This window comes from Longimonas halophila (assembly GCF_002554705.1).
In the GTDB taxonomy this organism is placed as follows: domain Bacteria; phylum Bacteroidota; class Rhodothermia; order Rhodothermales; family Salinibacteraceae; genus Longimonas; species Longimonas halophila.
In genome coordinates, this window is sequence record NZ_PDEP01000009.1 from 129414 (window position 1) to 145842 (window position 16429).

A 16429-nucleotide genomic window follows, 5' to 3' on the forward strand; every position below is an offset into this window, starting at 1 on the left:
CGCACAACTGCGCATCACGCATGCAGCATGCGTCCGCGCAGGTAGGGCACCGCCAGTGTGAGGGTGCGCAACACCATGAGCACGGTAATGCCGGCCCATACGCCACTCAGGCCCCATCCCATGGGCTGTACGAGGAGTAAGACCCCTGCTGCACCTCCTGCCGAAAGGAGCATAGCCTTGGCGAGATACGGAAAGCGCTCAGCGCCCATGTAGATGCCATCGCCCACGAACACAAATCCGTTGAGCGGCTGCAGAAGCGCCACCACCGGAAACACCGTGAGAATGGCCTGGATGGTCGCAGCATCGTCGGTAAAGAAGCCCGGCAAGACGGGGCGCAGCAGCCCAAACCCGATGCCGAGCCCGCACCCAAGGAGCAGCCCCCACCCCAGCAGGCGGTTCGACACGGTGCGGGCGCGCTCCGGAGCCTCTGCCCCCAGGTGCTTGGCTACGAGGGCCTGCGCCGCCACCGCCAGGGCGTCAACCACCAGCGCCATGAAGAGCCAGAGCTGCGCCGCCACCTGATGCGCCGCCACGGCGGTTACGCCCACACGAGCAGCTACCGCCGTAGCCAGCGTCATGGTACCCACAAGCGCCGCCGTGCGCATGATGAGGTCGCGCCCCACGCGAAGCAGCGGAAGCAACGCACGCGGCGCAGGCCAAAACCAGGTGATGTGAAAGTCAGCGCGATAAGTGCGAAACAGCAGCACCATAAACGCAAGCGCCCCAATCCACTGCGCCGTAACCGTAGCCACCGCCGCCCCGGTCAGGCCCCAGCCCAGCCCAAAAATAAGGATGGGGTCAAGCACCAGATTGACCAGGTTGAGTCCAATGGTCACGTACATGGGCGTGCGCGTGTCCTGGTATCCGCGAAACGCACCGTGTCCGGCCGTAATAAGTAGCACAGCCGGACCGGCGAACGCACGGATGCGCAGATAGGCAAGCGCGGGTTCAAGTAGTTCGCCTGTTGCGCCCATCAGGCGCAGGAGCGGCACCGCAGCAGCCTGGAGCACGGCGAGAGCCGCCGCCCCCGTGACGAGCGCCAGAACCACCGCGCGTACCACCACACGTCCGGCAGCATCGCGGTCGCCGGTACCTACGTGGCGTCCTACCCGTGGCGTGGTGCCGTAGGCCAAGAAGTTGAAGATGACAAAGGCCATTGAAAAGAGCGAGGCGTTGACGCCCAGCGCCGCCAGCGGCACGCGCCCAAGCTGGCCCACGAACGCCGTATCTACAAGCGACACAAGCGGGTCGGTGGCCAGCCCCGCAAGGGCCGGAATGGCCAGATGGAAGATAGCACGGTCGTCATCGGTCCAGAGGCGCATTGGGGACGTAGTGCCAGCGGGCAAAACATGGCGAACGCGCATCCACACGGGGGGACGTGCGTAAAGTTCAACGTAGTGTGGCCGCCGCCCACCACGTCTGCATCACGCGGACGGTCCGCTAACGGTGGACAGGACTGGTGCCTTCGCATCCGCCCCACATGATGATAAAGGTTGCATAACAACCGAGCTATCGCTTAGGGGTATGCAGCCTATGCCGTGCATCTATCCATAAAACTCACCGGTTGCCTGTGACTGCCTCTGCTACCGAGGATCCACTCATCCTTGTTGTTGACGATGAGGAAGACTTGCTGAGCCTGCTGGAGTACAACTTGCAGGAGGAGGGATTCGCGACCGTGCTTGCACGCGATGGGGTTGAGGCGCTGGAGCAGGCGCGGGAGCACGATCCCGATCTGATTATTTTGGATGTGATGATGCCTCGCCTGGATGGCATTGCCGTGTGCGAGCGTGTGCGCAAAGATGCCCATCTGCGTACCACCCCCATCATGATGCTAACGGCACGCTCCGAAGAGGACGACCAGGTGGCCGGGCTCGATGTGGGAGCCGATATCTACATCAGTAAGCCGGTGTCGGTATCAGTAATTATCAGTCAGGCGCGAGCCCTTCTGCGCAGCGCACAGCGCTACGACACGCCGCCGAACCAGCTGGTGGTGCATTCGCTTACCATAGATCGCGACCGCTACCTGGTGTATCAAGACCAGGAGTCAGGCGAGAAAAAAGAGATGCGCATGCCGCGCAAGGAGTTCGAGCTGCTCTACTTTTTGGCCTCGCATCCGGGCAAAGTATTCTCGCGCCAAAAGATTTTGGATAACGTATGGGGGCCGGATGTGTACGTGGTTGACCGCACGGTAGACGTACATATTCGCAAGATTCGCGAAAAGATTGGCAGTGCCCTCATTGAAACCGTCAAGGGTGTCGGTTATCGTTTTAAAGAATAGCCCCCAACTAAAATAGCTCGGCATGCGGGCATCGCTTCGCTTTGGGGGGCACGGCACACGGGGCGCACTCTGCTTTGTACGACAACAAGTAGCCTTCTCGACAGCACTCGCTCACTAACGCTTTGCAACTGCATGAATCGTCTACCTTGTTTAACAGGCTGGCCTGCGGCACTCTGTAGTGTGGCGCTGCTGGCTGGATTGGTGTTGTTTACTGGATGCGGCGGCGACACGGCCCAGACCGTGCGCGTTGACGGATCGAGCACGGTGTTTCCTATCTCGCGGGCTGCGGTGACCGACTACCAGCAGGAAAATCCAGATGCGCGTGTGGTTGCGGGCAACAGCGGCACCTCCGCAGGCTTTCAGCGCTTCTTTCGCGGCGAAACCGACGTGACAGGCGCTTCGCGTCCGATTCGTGAAGACGAGCTGCGCCGCGCCGAAGAGGCCGGCATTGAGTTCATTGAGCTGCCTATTGGATACGATGGCATTTCGATCACGACGCATCCAACCAACGATTTCGTGTCGTGCCTTACGGTGAGCGAGCTAAACGCTATCTGGGAAGACGGAAGCACGGTAGAGCAGTGGAGCGACATCCGCGACGGCTTTCCGGATAAGGAGATTCGCCTGTACGGACGCTCATCTGCCAGCGGCACGTACGATTACTTTACCGAAGCCATCAATGGCGAGCGCGGCAACATTCGCGATAACTACAACGCCAGTGGCACCGACAACGCCACCGTGCAAGGCGTATCGCGCGATCAACGCGGCATGGCGTTCTTTGGGCTGTCGTACTACGAAAACAACAGCGACAACCTGCGCCTCATTGCCGTTGACAACGAGCAGGGGGAAGGATGCGTAGAGCCTACCCAAGAAACGGTAGCCAACGGCACCTATCAGCCGCTGGCCCGCCCGGAGTTCATCTATGTGAATGTAGCCAGCCTGCAAGAAAACCCCGAAGTGGTCTCGTTTGTACGCCACTACATTGCCAACGCGCAGCGTTTTGTGCGGCAAGCCGAGTACATCGCGTTCGAATCTGAAGTCTATGACTTGGTGATGCAGCGCTTTGAAAATCGCAAAACAGGCAGCATGTTTGAAGGCAGCGGCCCCACCATTGGCGTGCGCATTGGCGACCTGCTGAACCGCATGAACACAGACGGGAATGCAGCACCCTCTGACTCGACCACTGCAGCCCCCGATAGCACCAACGCAGGTTCGTAACCGAGCAGCTGTGCTCCATACGTTGAGGCGCGAGGCTGCAGCGGGCGGTCTCGCGCTATTCTGTTCTACGCACGAAGCGTCTTCACCCCGGCACTATGCCTACATCGCCCTCCGAATCGGCCACCATGCCACAGTCGTCCTCTGATGCGTCTAACGCCTCAATGGATCTGTCGGCGAACCTGTACCGAAGCCCACGCGAGCGGCTCGTAAAGTATGGGCTTGGGCTCTGCGCCGTGCTCACCATTCTGACGACGCTGGGCATTGTGGGCATTCTGCTCTATGAGTCGATCGGCTTTTTTTCGCAGGTATCGGTAATTGATTTCCTGACCGGCACCGACTGGGAGTTTGCTGGGTCTGATCCGTCGTTTGGCGTGCTGCCGCTGGTGTCGGGAACGCTGCTTATTACGGGCATTGCAGCGGCGGTGGCCATGCCCATTGGCCTGGCCAGTGCTATCTACATTTCGGAGTATGCTTCGCCCACAGCCCGGCGTTGGCTTAAGCCGGCGCTGGAGGTGCTCGCAGGCGTACCCACCGTGGTGTACGGCTTCTTTGCGCTTACCTTTGTGTCGGGGGTTATCATTCAAGGATTTGACTCAACGCTTCCCCCCCTGAACGCGCTGAGCGCTGGACTTGTGGTAGGCATCATGATTATTCCAATGGTGGCCTCAGTCAGCGAAGATGCCATTCAGGCCGTGCCTAAGTCGCTGGCGGCTGGAGCCTATGCACTGGGCGCAACTAAGTTTGAGGTGGTGCTGCGCGTCATTGTGCCTGCCGCGCTTAGTGGCATCATCGCCAGCTTTATTCTGGCCCTGAGCCGTGCTATTGGCGAAACCATGATCGTGGCTATTGCTGCAGGGGCTACGGCTACACTGACGGCCAACCCGCTCGAATCCATCCAAACCATGACGGGCTTCATTGTGCAGGTGGCCAAGGGCGACATTGATCAGGGTACGGTAAGCTACCAGAGCCTCTTTGCGGTAGGACTGCTCTTGTATCTGATTACGCTGGGGATGAACCTGGCAGCAAACTGGATTATCCGACGGTATCGCGAAAACTACTGATGAAAGATCATAGCGCGTTCCATCCACAGCTTGACAAGCGCCGCCGCTACGGCACGCTCATTGCCGGGCTGCTGTTTGCGGCCACCATGCTGGGCCTCCTGGTCCTTGCCACGCTCATTGTGGACGTGGTAACGACAGGCTCGGGCTGGCTCAGCGAGCAGTTTTTAACGGGATACCCCACCGCACGCCCCGAAACGTCGGGGATCTGGCCTGCTATTGTTGGATCTCTCTATCTGATGCTCATTGTGGCGGCCACGACGGTGCCGCTGGGCGTGGGTACGGCGCTGTATCTGGAAGAGTATGCCGACGAAGGCGGCCTGAAGCGCATCATCCAGCTCAATATTACCAATCTGGCGGGCGTGCCCTCGGTCGTCTACGGGATTCTGGGGTTGGGTGTCTTTGTGTATCTGTTTGATATGGGGAGCAGCCTGCTGGCTGCTGGACTCACGCTCTCGCTCTTGGTGCTACCCATCGTAGTGATTAGCGCACAAGAGGCGCTGCGCTCCATTCCGCAAGGCGTGCGCGAGAGTGCGTTTGCGCTGGGTGCTACCCGTTCGCAAGTCATCTGGCACCACCTGATTCCGATGGCGCTCCCCGGCATCATGACCGGTGTGATTCTGTCGCTGAGCCGTGCGGTGGGCGAAACTGCCCCTCTGGTGCTCGTAGGCGCGTCGCTGGCGATCAACTTTACGCCGGCGCATCTGCTCGACGATTTCACCGCGCTGCCCATGCTCGTCTTCCAGTGGACCGAAGAGCCGGGAGCCTCGTTTCAGGAGCTGGCTGCAGCGGCAATCATTGTGCTGATGGCCTTTCTGCTGCTGATGAACCTGTCCGCCATCTTGCTCCGCAACCACTTTGAAGACCAGCTCGCCGGATAGCACAGGCGGCCGTTCTCTTCTGCATCCTTTTGTACAGCGTTTTTGACCTCATGGCTTCTGCAGATTCATCGAATGTCGGCTCCTCCACACAGGCCAACACCGCCCCGTCCACCAACTCTACAGCAGATGCGCAGCAGGCGGATGCAACCCCAACGGCTGCGGGTCGTGCTGGGGACGCGGCGTCGGAGGGCGAGGCAGAGACGAAGATTGCGGTGTCGAACCTTAACTTCTGGTATGGCGACGACACCCACGCGCTGCAAGACATTACGATGGATGTGAAGGCCAACCGGGTTACAGCGCTTATTGGCCCCTCGGGATGTGGCAAGAGCACGCTCATCCGTTGCTTTAACCGGATGAACGAGCTCATCCCCAACACCACGCTCGAAGGCCGTGTTCATGTCAATGGACAAAACATCTACCAGGCCGATCCGGTTGCGGTGCGCCGGCACATTGGCATGGTGTTTCAGAAGCCCAATCCGTTCCCCAAGACGATCTATAAGAATGTGATATGGGGCGCGCGCATCAACGGATACACCGGCGATGAAGACGCGCTTGTGGAGCGGTGCCTGCGCCAGGCGGCGCTCTGGGATGAGGTGAAGGACAGCCTACACGGCAGCGCCTACAACCTGAGTGGCGGCCAGCAGCAGCGCCTGTGCATTGCCCGCGCACTGGCCGTAGAGCCCGACATTCTGCTGATGGATGAGCCCACCAGCGCGCTTGATCCGGTGGCCACGGGCAAGTTCGAGGATACCATTAGCGAACTGCGCTCTGAGTACACGATTGTCGTCGTAACGCACAGCATGCAGCAAGCCTCGCGCGTGAGCGACGAAACCGTCTTCCTGTATATGGGACGCCTGATCGAGATGGGCGCTACCGAGCAAGTCTTTACCCGTCCGCAAAAAGAGCGCACCGAGGCCTACGTTACCGGCCGATTCGGATGACGCCTCGTGCGTGGCGGGCTTCGCAGCCTTCTGATGCGCCTACGCTCCTATGTCTTCTTCTGCAAACGAACCCCGGTCGCAGCTTGACGGCGAGCTGCACACGCTGCGCCGTCATCTCGTCTCCATGGCCACCCTGGTCGATGAGCAACTGGCCCACGCCATGAACGCGCTCATTCAGGGCGATGTCGAAGCGGGCGAAGCCGTGGCTGCTCGTGACAGTGAGGTTGACGCCCTGGAGCTGACCATTGACCGCCACTGCGAGCGCATCCTGGCGCTGCACACGCCGGTGGCTGCCGACCTGCGCATGCTCATCATGGCGGTGAAGATCAACACCGACTTTGAGCGCATTGGCGATCACTGCCGCAACCTGGCCCGCTACACGGCGCCGCTGGCCGACTTTCCGGATATGCTGGCGGCCACGACCGTTCCCCGCATGGCCGACATCGCCCGCGATATGCTGCGCGGGGCCGAAGAGGCCTTTATCAACCGCGACCGCGTGAAGGCGCGCACGGTCATTGCCCGCGACCAGCAGGTGAACCGCCTGCACGCTGAAAACCTGTCTGCGCTCATCGCGCAGATGCAGCAGACCCCGGAAGCGACCGAAGCGCTGTCGTATCTCATTACGGCCAGTAAAGCCATCGAGCGCATCTCCGACCACGCCAAAAACATTGCACAGGGCGTCGTCTTCCTGGTAGAAGGCAACGACATCCGTCACCAGCGCCTCAGCGATGCGGACCGCTCGTCGTAAGGCATAAAGGCCGCTGGTCAGTCGTTGTCGTGCAGACGCATCAGTCCCTCCTGGGCCACCGAGGCCACCAGCGTGCCCTCCTGGGTAAAGAGCTGTCCGCGCACAAATCCCCGTGCGCCGTGCGCAGTCGGGCTCTCGGCGGTGTATAGCAGCCACTCGTTCATCGAAAATGGGCGATGAAACCACATCGCATGATCGAGGGAGGCCAGCTGCAGATCCGGATCCAGAAACGACCGTCCGTGCGGACGCAGTGCTGTGCCCAGCAGGCCGTAGTCCGACATGTACGCGAAGACGGCCTGATGCAGCAGGGGCTCGTTGGGCAACGTGCCACGCGCTCGGAGCCACATCGGGTTGGTCGGGGCTGCCGGTTCGGGCGCAAACGGATTGACCGGATCTACGCGCCGTACTTCGACCGGACGCTCTTCGGTGTAGAGCGCACGCAACCGAGGCGGAATGCGCCCCTTAATCTGGCGTAGCAGCTCCATATCCGAAGCAAGTGCATCAGGCGGCGGTACGTCGGGCATCGTTGTTTGATGGCTGAGGCCCTCCTCGGGCACCTGAAACGATGCCGCCATGTTGAAAATCGCGCGCCCGTGCTGAATCGCGATGATACGGCGCGTTGTGAACGAGGACCCATCGCGCAGGCGGTCGACCTCGTACACAATGGGCACCTCTACATCGCCAGGGAGAATGAAGTAGCCATGCATAGAGTGCGCCACCCGTTCGGGATCGTCGAGCGTACGCTGCGCGGCCACCAGCGATTGCGCCAGCGCCTGCCCGCCAAACACACTGCCCGAGCCAATATCGTAATTCGTACCCCGAAAAATCGTATCCTCAATGCGCTCCAGGTCGATCAGCGTGCGCAGGTCGTTGAGCGTGTAAGCCATCTGCAATGTGAAGAAAAACGAAGAAGAAAGAGGGAGGCAACGTATCGGCGCTATATCAGAATCAGGTTTCGGGATTACGAGGCAGGCGGTAGATGCAGTCCGCCAAGGCGGGCCGCTCGGGTTGCGCCCGTCACCGAAGGCAGCGCCGTAGCCGTGCCATGTGTCCACTCATGCGCAAGCACCGCCATCCCAATAGCCTCCTTCATATCCGGGTCGATGCCCACATCGGACGTTGAGGCTACAGGAATCGGCGCAAACGCGTTACGTAGTGCCTGCATGAGCGTGCTGTTATGCACGCCACCTCCACTTACGAGCACGCGGTCGGCAGGCGCATCGGGGCGGATGAATTGGGCATACGCCTGATACACAGATGATGCCGTAAGCAGTACCGCAGTGGCCAGCGCATCGTGACGGCTGCCGTCTTGCGTACGTACCTGTGCCCACACGCGTTGCGCGTAGTCGGCCCCAAACTGACGGCGCCCGGTGGAGCGCGGCGGGGGCTGCTGAAAGAAGTCTTCGCGGATGAGTGTAGCCACTACATCGGCGTGGGGGGTACCGGCCTCAGCGTAGGCTCCGGCGGCGTCGTACGGTTCGTCGAAGAGCAGTTCAGTGAGGGCGTCGAGCACCATATTGGCAGGACCGGTGTCGAAGGCGCGTACGTCGGCGCGGGAGGCGCCTGCGGGCACAACGGTTACATTGGCAATGCCACCCAGGTTAAGCATGAGGCGTGTTTCCTGCGCATCCCCCAGAACGACACAGTCGAAATACGGCATGATAGGCGCGCCCTGGCCATGAAGCGCCATGTCGGCAGGCCGAAAGTCGCCCACTACGGGGCAGTTCAACGCGGCAGCCAGCGCGCCCGGGGCCCCCACCTGCAGCGTACCGCGTCCGGGCGGTCCCTCGGCGAGCGGAGTCGGGACGTGCACGATCGTCTGCCCATGCACCCCGACAAGGTCTATGCGCGAAAGCGGGCGATCCGCCTGCTCCATTAGTGCCGTGACGGCTTCGGCATAGCAGTCGGCCAGATGGCCATGCAGAGCGGCCAAATGGTCGAGCGGAGCCTTGTCGCTACGGCTCAGGTCGTGCAGCATGCGGTGCAGGTCGGCGCTGTACGGAGTATGAAGCGCTGCTTGTGCATCGATCTGAAGCGTACCCTGTGAACCTGAGAGCTCGACAAGGACGGCATCCACGCCGTCGAACGAGGTGCCACTCATCAGGCCCACTACGCGGCGGCGTTCAGACAGCGTTGAGGGAAAGGCCGAGGCAAGAAACGTATCCATACAGAATAGGGAACCAAGATCAGGTGAAAGCAGGAGGGTTACGGGACGCACCGATACGGACGACGGCGTTGTATCCGTTCCCTGCAAGGAGTATCATCACGCGTTACAGAGCATGTGCCCGCGTGGAACGTTGCGTACCCGGCCCTGTAACGAACGCGTCCACAACGTATCTGTACTTACCCTCTCAGTGTATTGTCTGCTGATTCCTCTCGCCTAATGGCTGTGCGCTCTATTCGGGTGCTCGTTTGTTGGACCGCCGCTTGGTGTGCGCTTTGGATGTTAAGTAGCACACCTGTTGCGGCACAGAGCTTGGATCGGCTGGCAGAGACCGAAGCGAGCGTAGCATACTACTTTTACGCCCGTCCGGGTGATGCAACTGTGCAGGTGTCGGTATGGGGCACCGTTGGAAATACCGGGATCTATGAAGTGCCGACAGACACACAGCTTGACAAGCTCCTTACAATGGCAGGTGGGGCGCCGATTGATACGCGTCAGCGTGGCCAGGACCCCGACGACATTCGCATTACGCTGTACCGCACCGGCGAGGATGGAAGCCGCACCATTGTGTACGAGGAGCCGTTAGAGAATCTGGTGCAGAACCCGGAATATCCTGCGCTGCAAGATGATGACATCTTGGTTGTGGAGCTGGAGCGTGCACGCACGCCCTTCCGTTTCCGCGATGTGCTGGGTATTGTGAGCAGTCTGGCCAGCCTTACGCTGCTCGGACTGCGCATATTTAACAGAAATTAAACCGCATATGTAGACGAAGAGGCAATGGTACTCAAGCACGGGTATGCGTGCATTGGTCTCTTCTGCTTTCTACACTTAATGGAGCGTGCAAGCGTACCGGTTTGCCGTTCATGCAGAAGCCTGATAGTTTCTTATGGCCTCCCCTTCGCTGCCCCCAAACGGACAAAACGGACGCCACGACGCGGCGCCTACGCCGTGGCCTGCACAAGGCCAGTTGTACGATGAAGTCTACCACCCCGAGGGCAACGGGGTCTCGCAACTACGCGAAATGGCCGGACTGCTCTGGGCACACAAATGGATTATCCTGGGGGTGTTCGTTGTGGTAATGGCAGCAGCCGGTGTGTACACGTACACCTTGCCGAACCAGTACCAAACGTCGAGTCTGCTGCTCATCAAGCCCGACTCGCCGTCGACGCTCGTGAGCACGCGCGGTCGTATGGTGCCCGGGCTTGCAGGAAACCGGTCGCTCTCAAATCAGCTCTTTGTGTTGCGCCAGTCGCGGGAGTTAGCCCAGCGCGTGGCCGATCGTATGGATGAGATGTATCCAGAGGGCGAGGGGCCGCCCATTATGTACACGGCTGAGACCCAGGAGCGACTGAGTGCGCAGCAGCTTGCAGGGCGGCTCATGGGACGCGTGCAGGCCAGCCCCGGTGGTGAGGAGATCGACGCCATTCGCCTTTCGGCAACCAGCACCGATCCGCAAGAGGCAGCGCTGCTTGTGAACCTGTTCTCCGAAGAGTACGTCGAGTTCTCGCGCGACCGAAGCCGCCAGAGCGTGCAGGCAACCTACGACTTCCTCAAAGAGCAGTCCGAGAGCCTACGGGTGGACATGGAGGAGGCCGAGCAGAACCTGGTTGACTTCATGCAGCGCGAGGAGGCTGTAGCGCTCGACGAAGAAACCAGCTCTACGGTATCCCGCATTACGAGTTTGGAGTCCGAGCGCGCCCAGCTGCGTATCGAACTGGAGATGACGCGCGCACGGTTTAACGCTCAGCAGGATAATATTGAGTCGATTGAGCCGCAGCTTGCCGAGCGGCTCGCCTCGAACATCGACAGCGAACTGGCGCGGGTGCAAGAAGAACGTGCCGAACTCAAGCAGCAGCTGGATCAGGCGCTGGAGCGAAACTCCAACCTTTCGCCGAATCCTAATGGCAATGCGCTTGAGCGTGAACTGGCGCGGACCCAAGAGCGCATCGACCGGCTTGATACGCAGGCTCAAGACATTGCCGCCCGGTATGTAGATCAGGCACTGGCTGCCGGGGGCGCCGGGCCGGGCGAAGACAGTGAGCGTGGGGTGGGCTATGTGGCCGAGCAGCGGGAGCAACTGGTGCAGCAGCGCATCCAGATTAGTGGGATGGAGGCGCGTCTCTCTAACATAGACGAGCAACTGGCTGAAAACCGGACTCGCCTTCAGGAGCTGCCCGCGCAGTCGCTCGAATTGGCGCAGTTGCAGCGTGAGCGCCGCTCTGCTGAGCAGGTCTACAGCTTTGTACGACAGCAGATGCAGGAGACGCGCATGACCCTCGAATCCGAAATTGGAAATGCCGAGGTCGTTCGTTTTGCCGGAGTCCCATCGGTGCCGTTTGCGCCTACGCCGCGCCAGAACATGACGCTGGCTGCCCTGCTTGGTCTTGTCTTGGGGGGTGGGTTCGTCATCATTCGTGACCTGCTGGACACGCGGGTACGCCAGCCCGATGACGTGCGCGCAACGGGCGAGCATCTCATAGGTGTCGTGCCATCAATGGATGCCATCATCCAGCGTGACTTCGACGGCGAGCGCCATATCGAAATTGACGGGCAGAAGGTGCCCACCACGCTGCCCATGCTCGTAAGTCCCATGTCGGCGGTGGCCGAGTCATACCGGCGGTTGCGCACGAACCTGCGCTTCGCCCGCCCCGACGATGAAGTGCGTACGCTGGCCGTTACCAGTGCCAGCAAAGGCGAGGGGAAAACAACCACCGTGGCCAATCTGGCCCTGGCGCTTGCCAGTGCTGGGCAGCGCACGCTGCTGATTGACGCCGACCTGCGTCGCCCGCGCCTCCACACGCTTTTCGACGGCAACACCAGCCTGCCGCTTGTCGACATCCTGTACGACGGCCTGCCCGATCCTGAGGCGCTTCGCACCTCCGTAGATCACCTCTACGTAATGTCTGGGGGCGAAAAGGTGCCGAATCCGGCTGAACTCCTTGGCTCGCAGCGGATGCAAACACTCCTCGATGACATGGAGGGGGAGTTCGACTACGTGCTCGTGGATACCGCGCCGGTCTTGCTCTTTAGCGATGCCCTTGCCCTCTCTCCGTTCTGCAAGGGCGTGGTCATGGTGGCGTCGTCGGGAACGACCGATCATCGCGCATTGGAGCACGCCATCCACCAGATGCATGAGGTGGATGCGCCGCTGTTGGGATGCGTCCTTAATAACTACAAGGCCGATGACAACAGCCGCTATGCTTACAGCTATGACAACTACGGCTACGCACAGAGCATGAAGCGCCTCGACGACTATTACAGCGACGACAACGCCCCATCAAAAAGCCGACTACAGCAGTGGTTAGGGCGCTGATAGGCAGGACAGCAAAGCAATTCTGAGTTCCCTCGCTTTACGTTAGGCCGCAGGGACACACATAACCGAAGGCAATCAGCAAATGTGAATAGCGACCGCACGGCGTCTTCACGGCGCGTTGCGGTCGCTTTGCATTGGGCATAGACGGACCCGTACAGAATGAAATGTGAAGAAGCAGGTAGCTACTGGGGGGGCTGTTACCTTTCGGGGGATGATTGCGCCTTTCTTGTTCCCACACCAGGTACACTTATTACCCGCGCTGGCACAGCGATTAATGTGCGCGTGTGAGAGGCAGCGTAAGCTGCAGTGCCATTTGAAGCTTGTCCCTGATCGTCAACGTGCCGCATCCCTCTGCTTGCAACACTGTGTGTGCATGCCCGAATCGCTTGCAATAGCTCCACAAGAAGCCGCCGCCCCCAAACGGGTGGCACTGTTTGCAGGAGCCTACAACCACATTGCCGACGGCGTATCGCTTACGCTTAACCGGCTGGTGGCCCATCTGGACGCGCAAGACGACACGGCTGTTCGGGTCTTTGCACCTACCGTGAAAGAGCCTGCGCTTGACCATGCAGGCACGCTTTGTCCCGTGCCCTCGCTCGCCGCGCCCGGGCGCCCGGAATACCGTCTGTCGCTTGGGCTGTCTACAGAAGCGAAGGCGGTGCTGCGCGCGTTCGATCCTACGCTCTTCCACATCGCCACGCCCGATGTGCTGGGCTACCACGCACTGCAAACCGCACGGCGCTGGGGGCGTCCGGTCGTTGCCTCGTATCATACGCACTTCAGTTCGTATCTAAAGTACTACCACCTTACCGCGCTGGAGCCGCTGCTGTGGCACTACGTGCGCACGTTCTACGCGCAGTGTCGGCATATCTACGTGCCCTCCTCGGCCATGGCCGACATCTTACGGGCCCACGGCATCACCAAGGGGCTGCGTCCGTGGGAGCGTGGCATCGACACGGAGCGCTTTCATCCGAGGCGCCGTAGCATGGCGTGGCGTCGCGAGCAGGGCATTGCCGACGACGAGGTCGTGCTGAGTTTTGTAAGCCGTCTCGTTTGGGAGAAAGGCTTGGCGCTGCTCCCACAGATCCGCGATGTGCTGCGCGAGCGTGATATCAACGTGCGTCTGCTCATTGTGGGCGATGGCCCGGCACGCGACGAACTTGAATCACTGCTCCCCGGGGCCTGCTTCACAGGCTTCCTCACAGGGGATGCGCTGGCTACCGCCTACGCCAGCAGCGACGTCTTTGTCTTCCCAAGCGATACCGAAACCTTTGGCAACGTGACGCTGGAGGCGATGGCCTCGGGGGTGCCCACTGTGTGCGCCGATGCGGTAGGCAGCCGCGACCTGGTCGACGAAGGCACCACCGGCGCGCTGTGTCCGCCCGGCGACGCTCGTGCCTTTGCCCAAGCATTGGCCCCGCTACTCGTCAATGCTGAGCGCCGCACCGCGATGGGACAGGCTGCCCACGAGCGCGCTCAGTCGTACACCTGGGCCACCCTCCTTGCACGTATGGATCGCTACTACGACGAAGTCCGCGCGGCGGTGAACGCGGAGGACGCATCTTCTACACGCATGCCTGCTTCGCATTCTGCTTAACAATTAACATCTTGCCCGTGCATATACTTTATGTTTCGCACTCGCTGCCTCCAGAGGGGCGTCCCATGGACAACGTGGGCGGTATGCAACGCGTCGCGTTGAAACTCAACGAGGCGCTGCATGAACGTTCAGAACCGCCCCATGTAGAGTCGGTTCTGCTGCGGAGCTCGTGGAAGTGGACGCCCTACAAGGTGCCGTTTTTTCTGGGCAAAGCGGCGTGGCGCATCCGGCAGGCTGTGTTGCGTAACGAGGCTGATGTCGTGCTTTTCTCATCTATGGTAACGGCTGCACTGGCCGTGCCGCTGCGCGGGTTTTTGGATCGTCACAATGTGAAGACCGCTGCCATCACGCACGGCCTCGACGTTACACTGAGCGTGTCGGCGTACCAGTGGTTTGTGCCCAAGGTATTCGGCGCGCTCGATGCGGTGCTGCCAGTGAGTCGGGCTACGGGCGCGGCCTGCGTAGCACGTGGGATGCCCGCGGACCAGGTGCATGTAGTGCCCAATGGCATCGACCTGGATCGCTACGCGCCACCGCAGTCCAAATCCGAGATGCGAGCGGATCTCAGCGAGGCGCTGGGATCGAAAACGGCCCCCTTGCCCAACGATGCGCTGCTTTTATGCAGCGTGGGGCGCCAGGTGAAACGGAAAGGCGTGGCCTGGTTTGTGGAGCACGTTATGCCCACGCTGCCCGAACATGTGCACTACTGGATCGCCGGAGACGGCCCGCAGTCCAGCGCTATCCAGGACGCGATTGACCGCAACAACCTGAACGAGCGCGTGCGGCGTCTGGGGCGTATCTCAAACCCCGATCTGGCGCGCCTCTATCGCGGGGCCGACCTGTTCATCATGCCCAACATTCCCGTAGAAGGGGATATGGAAGGCTTTGGTGTCGTCATGCTTGAAGCGGGCCAGTGCGGCTGTCCGTCGATTGCGGCGCGGCTTGAGGGCATCCAAGACGTGATTACGGAGGGCGAAAACGGGCATCTGGTGGAGAGCGAAAACCCGGCGTCTTTCCGTGAAGCCATTATGCAGTACAACCAGGCGCCCGAGCAGCTCCGCCAGATATCGGAGCGCGCCGTGCAGCACACCGAGTCTAACTTTGGGTGGAGCGCTGTGGCCGAGCAATATGTCGATGTATTGCGCGCTGTGGTCGATCCCGACGCCGCGCCGCAGGGCGACTCGTTGCCCGGTGCTCCAGTTGAGGTGGGGGTTCACGCTGAGACTATGGCTTAACGGCCCTGCATCTTTTGCGCGGCCTTCGCTCGTGCAGATCAGTTATGGTGAACTGTAGCCGGACGTGGGGCATATGACACCGACGAAAGCGCACGGCGAATCGGTCTTCCATACCTTCCATACCTGCGATGCCGCTGATGCGCGTGCCTCGATGTGTTTTCCAAGCCTCCCTGCTCTCATGTCGCGCCAGAACCTGACCCGCGAACTTGCCGAACTGCGTCACCTGCTCCTCTCTATGGCAGACATCGTCAAAGAGCAGTTTGGGGATGCGGTGCACGCCCTCCTTACAGACGACCTGGAGCTTGCCGAGGCCGTCGTTGAACGGGATAACGAGGTTGACCGCCTGGAGCTGGAGATTGACCAGCAGTGCGAGCGGATTCTGGCGTTGTATCAGCCGGTTGCTGTTGACTTGCGGTTCCTGATTGTAGTTGTGAAGATCAATACCGATCTGGAGCGCATGGGCGACCATTGCCGCAATCTGGCGCGCAATGTGGAGCATGTGCGCAGTGCGCCGTCGGTGATTGAGCATACCAAGCTCAAAGAATTGGCCGAGGCGTGCAGCAACATTTTGGCAGAGGCGCAGCGTTCGTTCCTGGAGCGCGATGAAACCCTGGCGCAGGAGGTGCCGACCTTCGACGAGCGCGTGAACGCGCTGCATCGCGAAAACTTTAATCAGCTCGTACAATTCTGCAAGTCGCATCCCGAACACGCCGAACCGGCAGCCCATCTCATCACTGCCAGCAAAGCCATCGAGCGCATTGGCGATCATGCCAAGAGCATTGCCAAGAGCGTGGTGTTTCTCATCGAGGGCGAGGACCTGCGCCACGCTTCGGTGCAGGCGCAAGACGCTTCAAGCGAAAGCGGATCCTAAGAACCTGTTTGGGTTTTGGTTTGACGGCGAGAGCGAGGGCCGCTGAGGCGAAAATTGGACCCCAATCGAGGTTCGTAGCCGGGGCTACGGGCCGAGATTAGGGGCAATTTGCACCAGGGGCATGACCT

General features: G+C 60.6%; 14 protein-coding genes. 11 read left to right on the forward strand and 3 right to left on the reverse strand.

Translation table 11 applies throughout. The annotated features are described in order from the left end of the window. Positions 1-14: 14 nt before the first annotated feature. Positions 15-1322 carry an MATE family efflux transporter gene (locus CRI93_RS10600; protein ID WP_098062613.1) on the reverse strand — a complete coding sequence of 436 codons (1308 nt, stop codon included), beginning with the start codon at positions 1320-1322 and terminating at the stop codon, positions 15-17. A gap of 248 nt (positions 1323-1570) precedes the next feature. Between CRI93_RS10600 and CRI93_RS10605 the strand changes: the two genes are divergently transcribed. The 6 genes from CRI93_RS10605 (at position 1571) to phoU (CRI93_RS10630) (ending at position 7121) form a co-directional block, all read left to right on the forward strand. Beyond that, positions 1571-2278 carry a response regulator transcription factor gene (locus tag CRI93_RS10605; protein WP_245850462.1) on the forward strand — a complete coding sequence of 236 codons (708 nt, stop codon included), beginning with the start codon at positions 1571-1573 and terminating at the stop codon, positions 2276-2278. Between the two features lie 132 nt (positions 2279-2410). Continuing rightward, complete coding sequence (locus tag CRI93_RS10610; RefSeq protein ID WP_098062615.1) at positions 2411-3493, forward strand: PstS family phosphate ABC transporter substrate-binding protein; 1083 nt, start codon at positions 2411-2413, stop codon at positions 3491-3493. Between the two features lie 161 nt (positions 3494-3654). Next, entirely contained in the window at positions 3655-4554 is a 900-nt protein-coding gene (pstC, locus tag CRI93_RS10615; protein ID WP_342752107.1) for a phosphate ABC transporter permease subunit PstC, read from the forward strand. Next, positions 4554-5432, forward strand: a complete 879-nt coding sequence (gene pstA / locus CRI93_RS10620) for a phosphate ABC transporter permease PstA (protein ID WP_098062616.1) — start codon at positions 4554-4556, stop codon at positions 5430-5432. Before pstC ends, pstA begins: the two co-directional genes overlap by 1 nt. 50 nt (positions 5433-5482) lie before the next feature. Beyond that, positions 5483-6373 (forward strand): phosphate ABC transporter ATP-binding protein PstB, encoded by an 891-nt coding sequence (gene pstB / locus CRI93_RS10625; RefSeq protein ID WP_098062617.1) that lies wholly within the window; start codon positions 5483-5485, stop codon positions 6371-6373. A gap of 49 nt (positions 6374-6422) precedes the next feature. Beyond that, entirely contained in the window at positions 6423-7121 is a 699-nt protein-coding gene (phoU, locus tag CRI93_RS10630; RefSeq protein ID WP_098062618.1) for a phosphate signaling complex protein PhoU, read from the forward strand. Positions 7122-7138: 17 nt separating this feature from the next. Here phoU (CRI93_RS10630) and tesB read toward each other — a convergent pair whose 3' ends face one another. Then, entirely contained in the window at positions 7139-8008 is an 870-nt protein-coding gene (tesB, locus tag CRI93_RS10635; protein WP_098062619.1) for an acyl-CoA thioesterase II, read from the reverse strand. Positions 8009-8082: 74 nt separating this feature from the next. Continuing rightward, positions 8083-9288 (reverse strand): anhydro-N-acetylmuramic acid kinase, encoded by a 1206-nt coding sequence (locus CRI93_RS10640; RefSeq protein WP_098062620.1) that lies wholly within the window; start codon positions 9286-9288, stop codon positions 8083-8085. Positions 9289-9504: 216 nt separating this feature from the next. On the opposite strand from CRI93_RS10640, the gene CRI93_RS10645 reads away from it, so the two are divergent. From CRI93_RS10645 to phoU (CRI93_RS10665), 5 genes are all read left to right on the forward strand, one after another. Beyond that, the gene (locus CRI93_RS10645) at positions 9505-10038 is read left to right on the forward strand and encodes an SLBB domain-containing protein (RefSeq protein ID WP_141491666.1); all 534 of its coding nucleotides are present in this window, start codon (positions 9505-9507) and stop codon (positions 10036-10038) included. A gap of 133 nt (positions 10039-10171) precedes the next feature. Beyond that, on the forward strand, positions 10172-12598 hold the full coding sequence (locus CRI93_RS10650; RefSeq protein ID WP_098062622.1) for a GumC family protein: 2427 nt from the start codon (positions 10172-10174) through the stop codon (positions 12596-12598). Positions 12599-12971: 373 nt separating this feature from the next. Continuing rightward, positions 12972-14195: a glycosyltransferase family 4 protein gene (locus tag CRI93_RS10655; RefSeq protein ID WP_245850466.1), complete on the forward strand. Its 1224-nt coding sequence runs from the start codon at positions 12972-12974 to the stop codon at positions 14193-14195. Between the two features lie 17 nt (positions 14196-14212). Then, positions 14213-15430, forward strand: coding sequence for a glycosyltransferase family 4 protein (locus tag CRI93_RS10660; protein WP_141491667.1), 1218 nt, complete (start codon positions 14213-14215; stop codon positions 15428-15430). Positions 15431-15608: 178 nt separating this feature from the next. Then, positions 15609-16301 carry a phosphate signaling complex protein PhoU gene (gene phoU / locus CRI93_RS10665; RefSeq protein WP_245850467.1) on the forward strand — a complete coding sequence of 231 codons (693 nt, stop codon included), beginning with the start codon at positions 15609-15611 and terminating at the stop codon, positions 16299-16301. Positions 16302-16429: the final 128 nt, after the last annotated feature.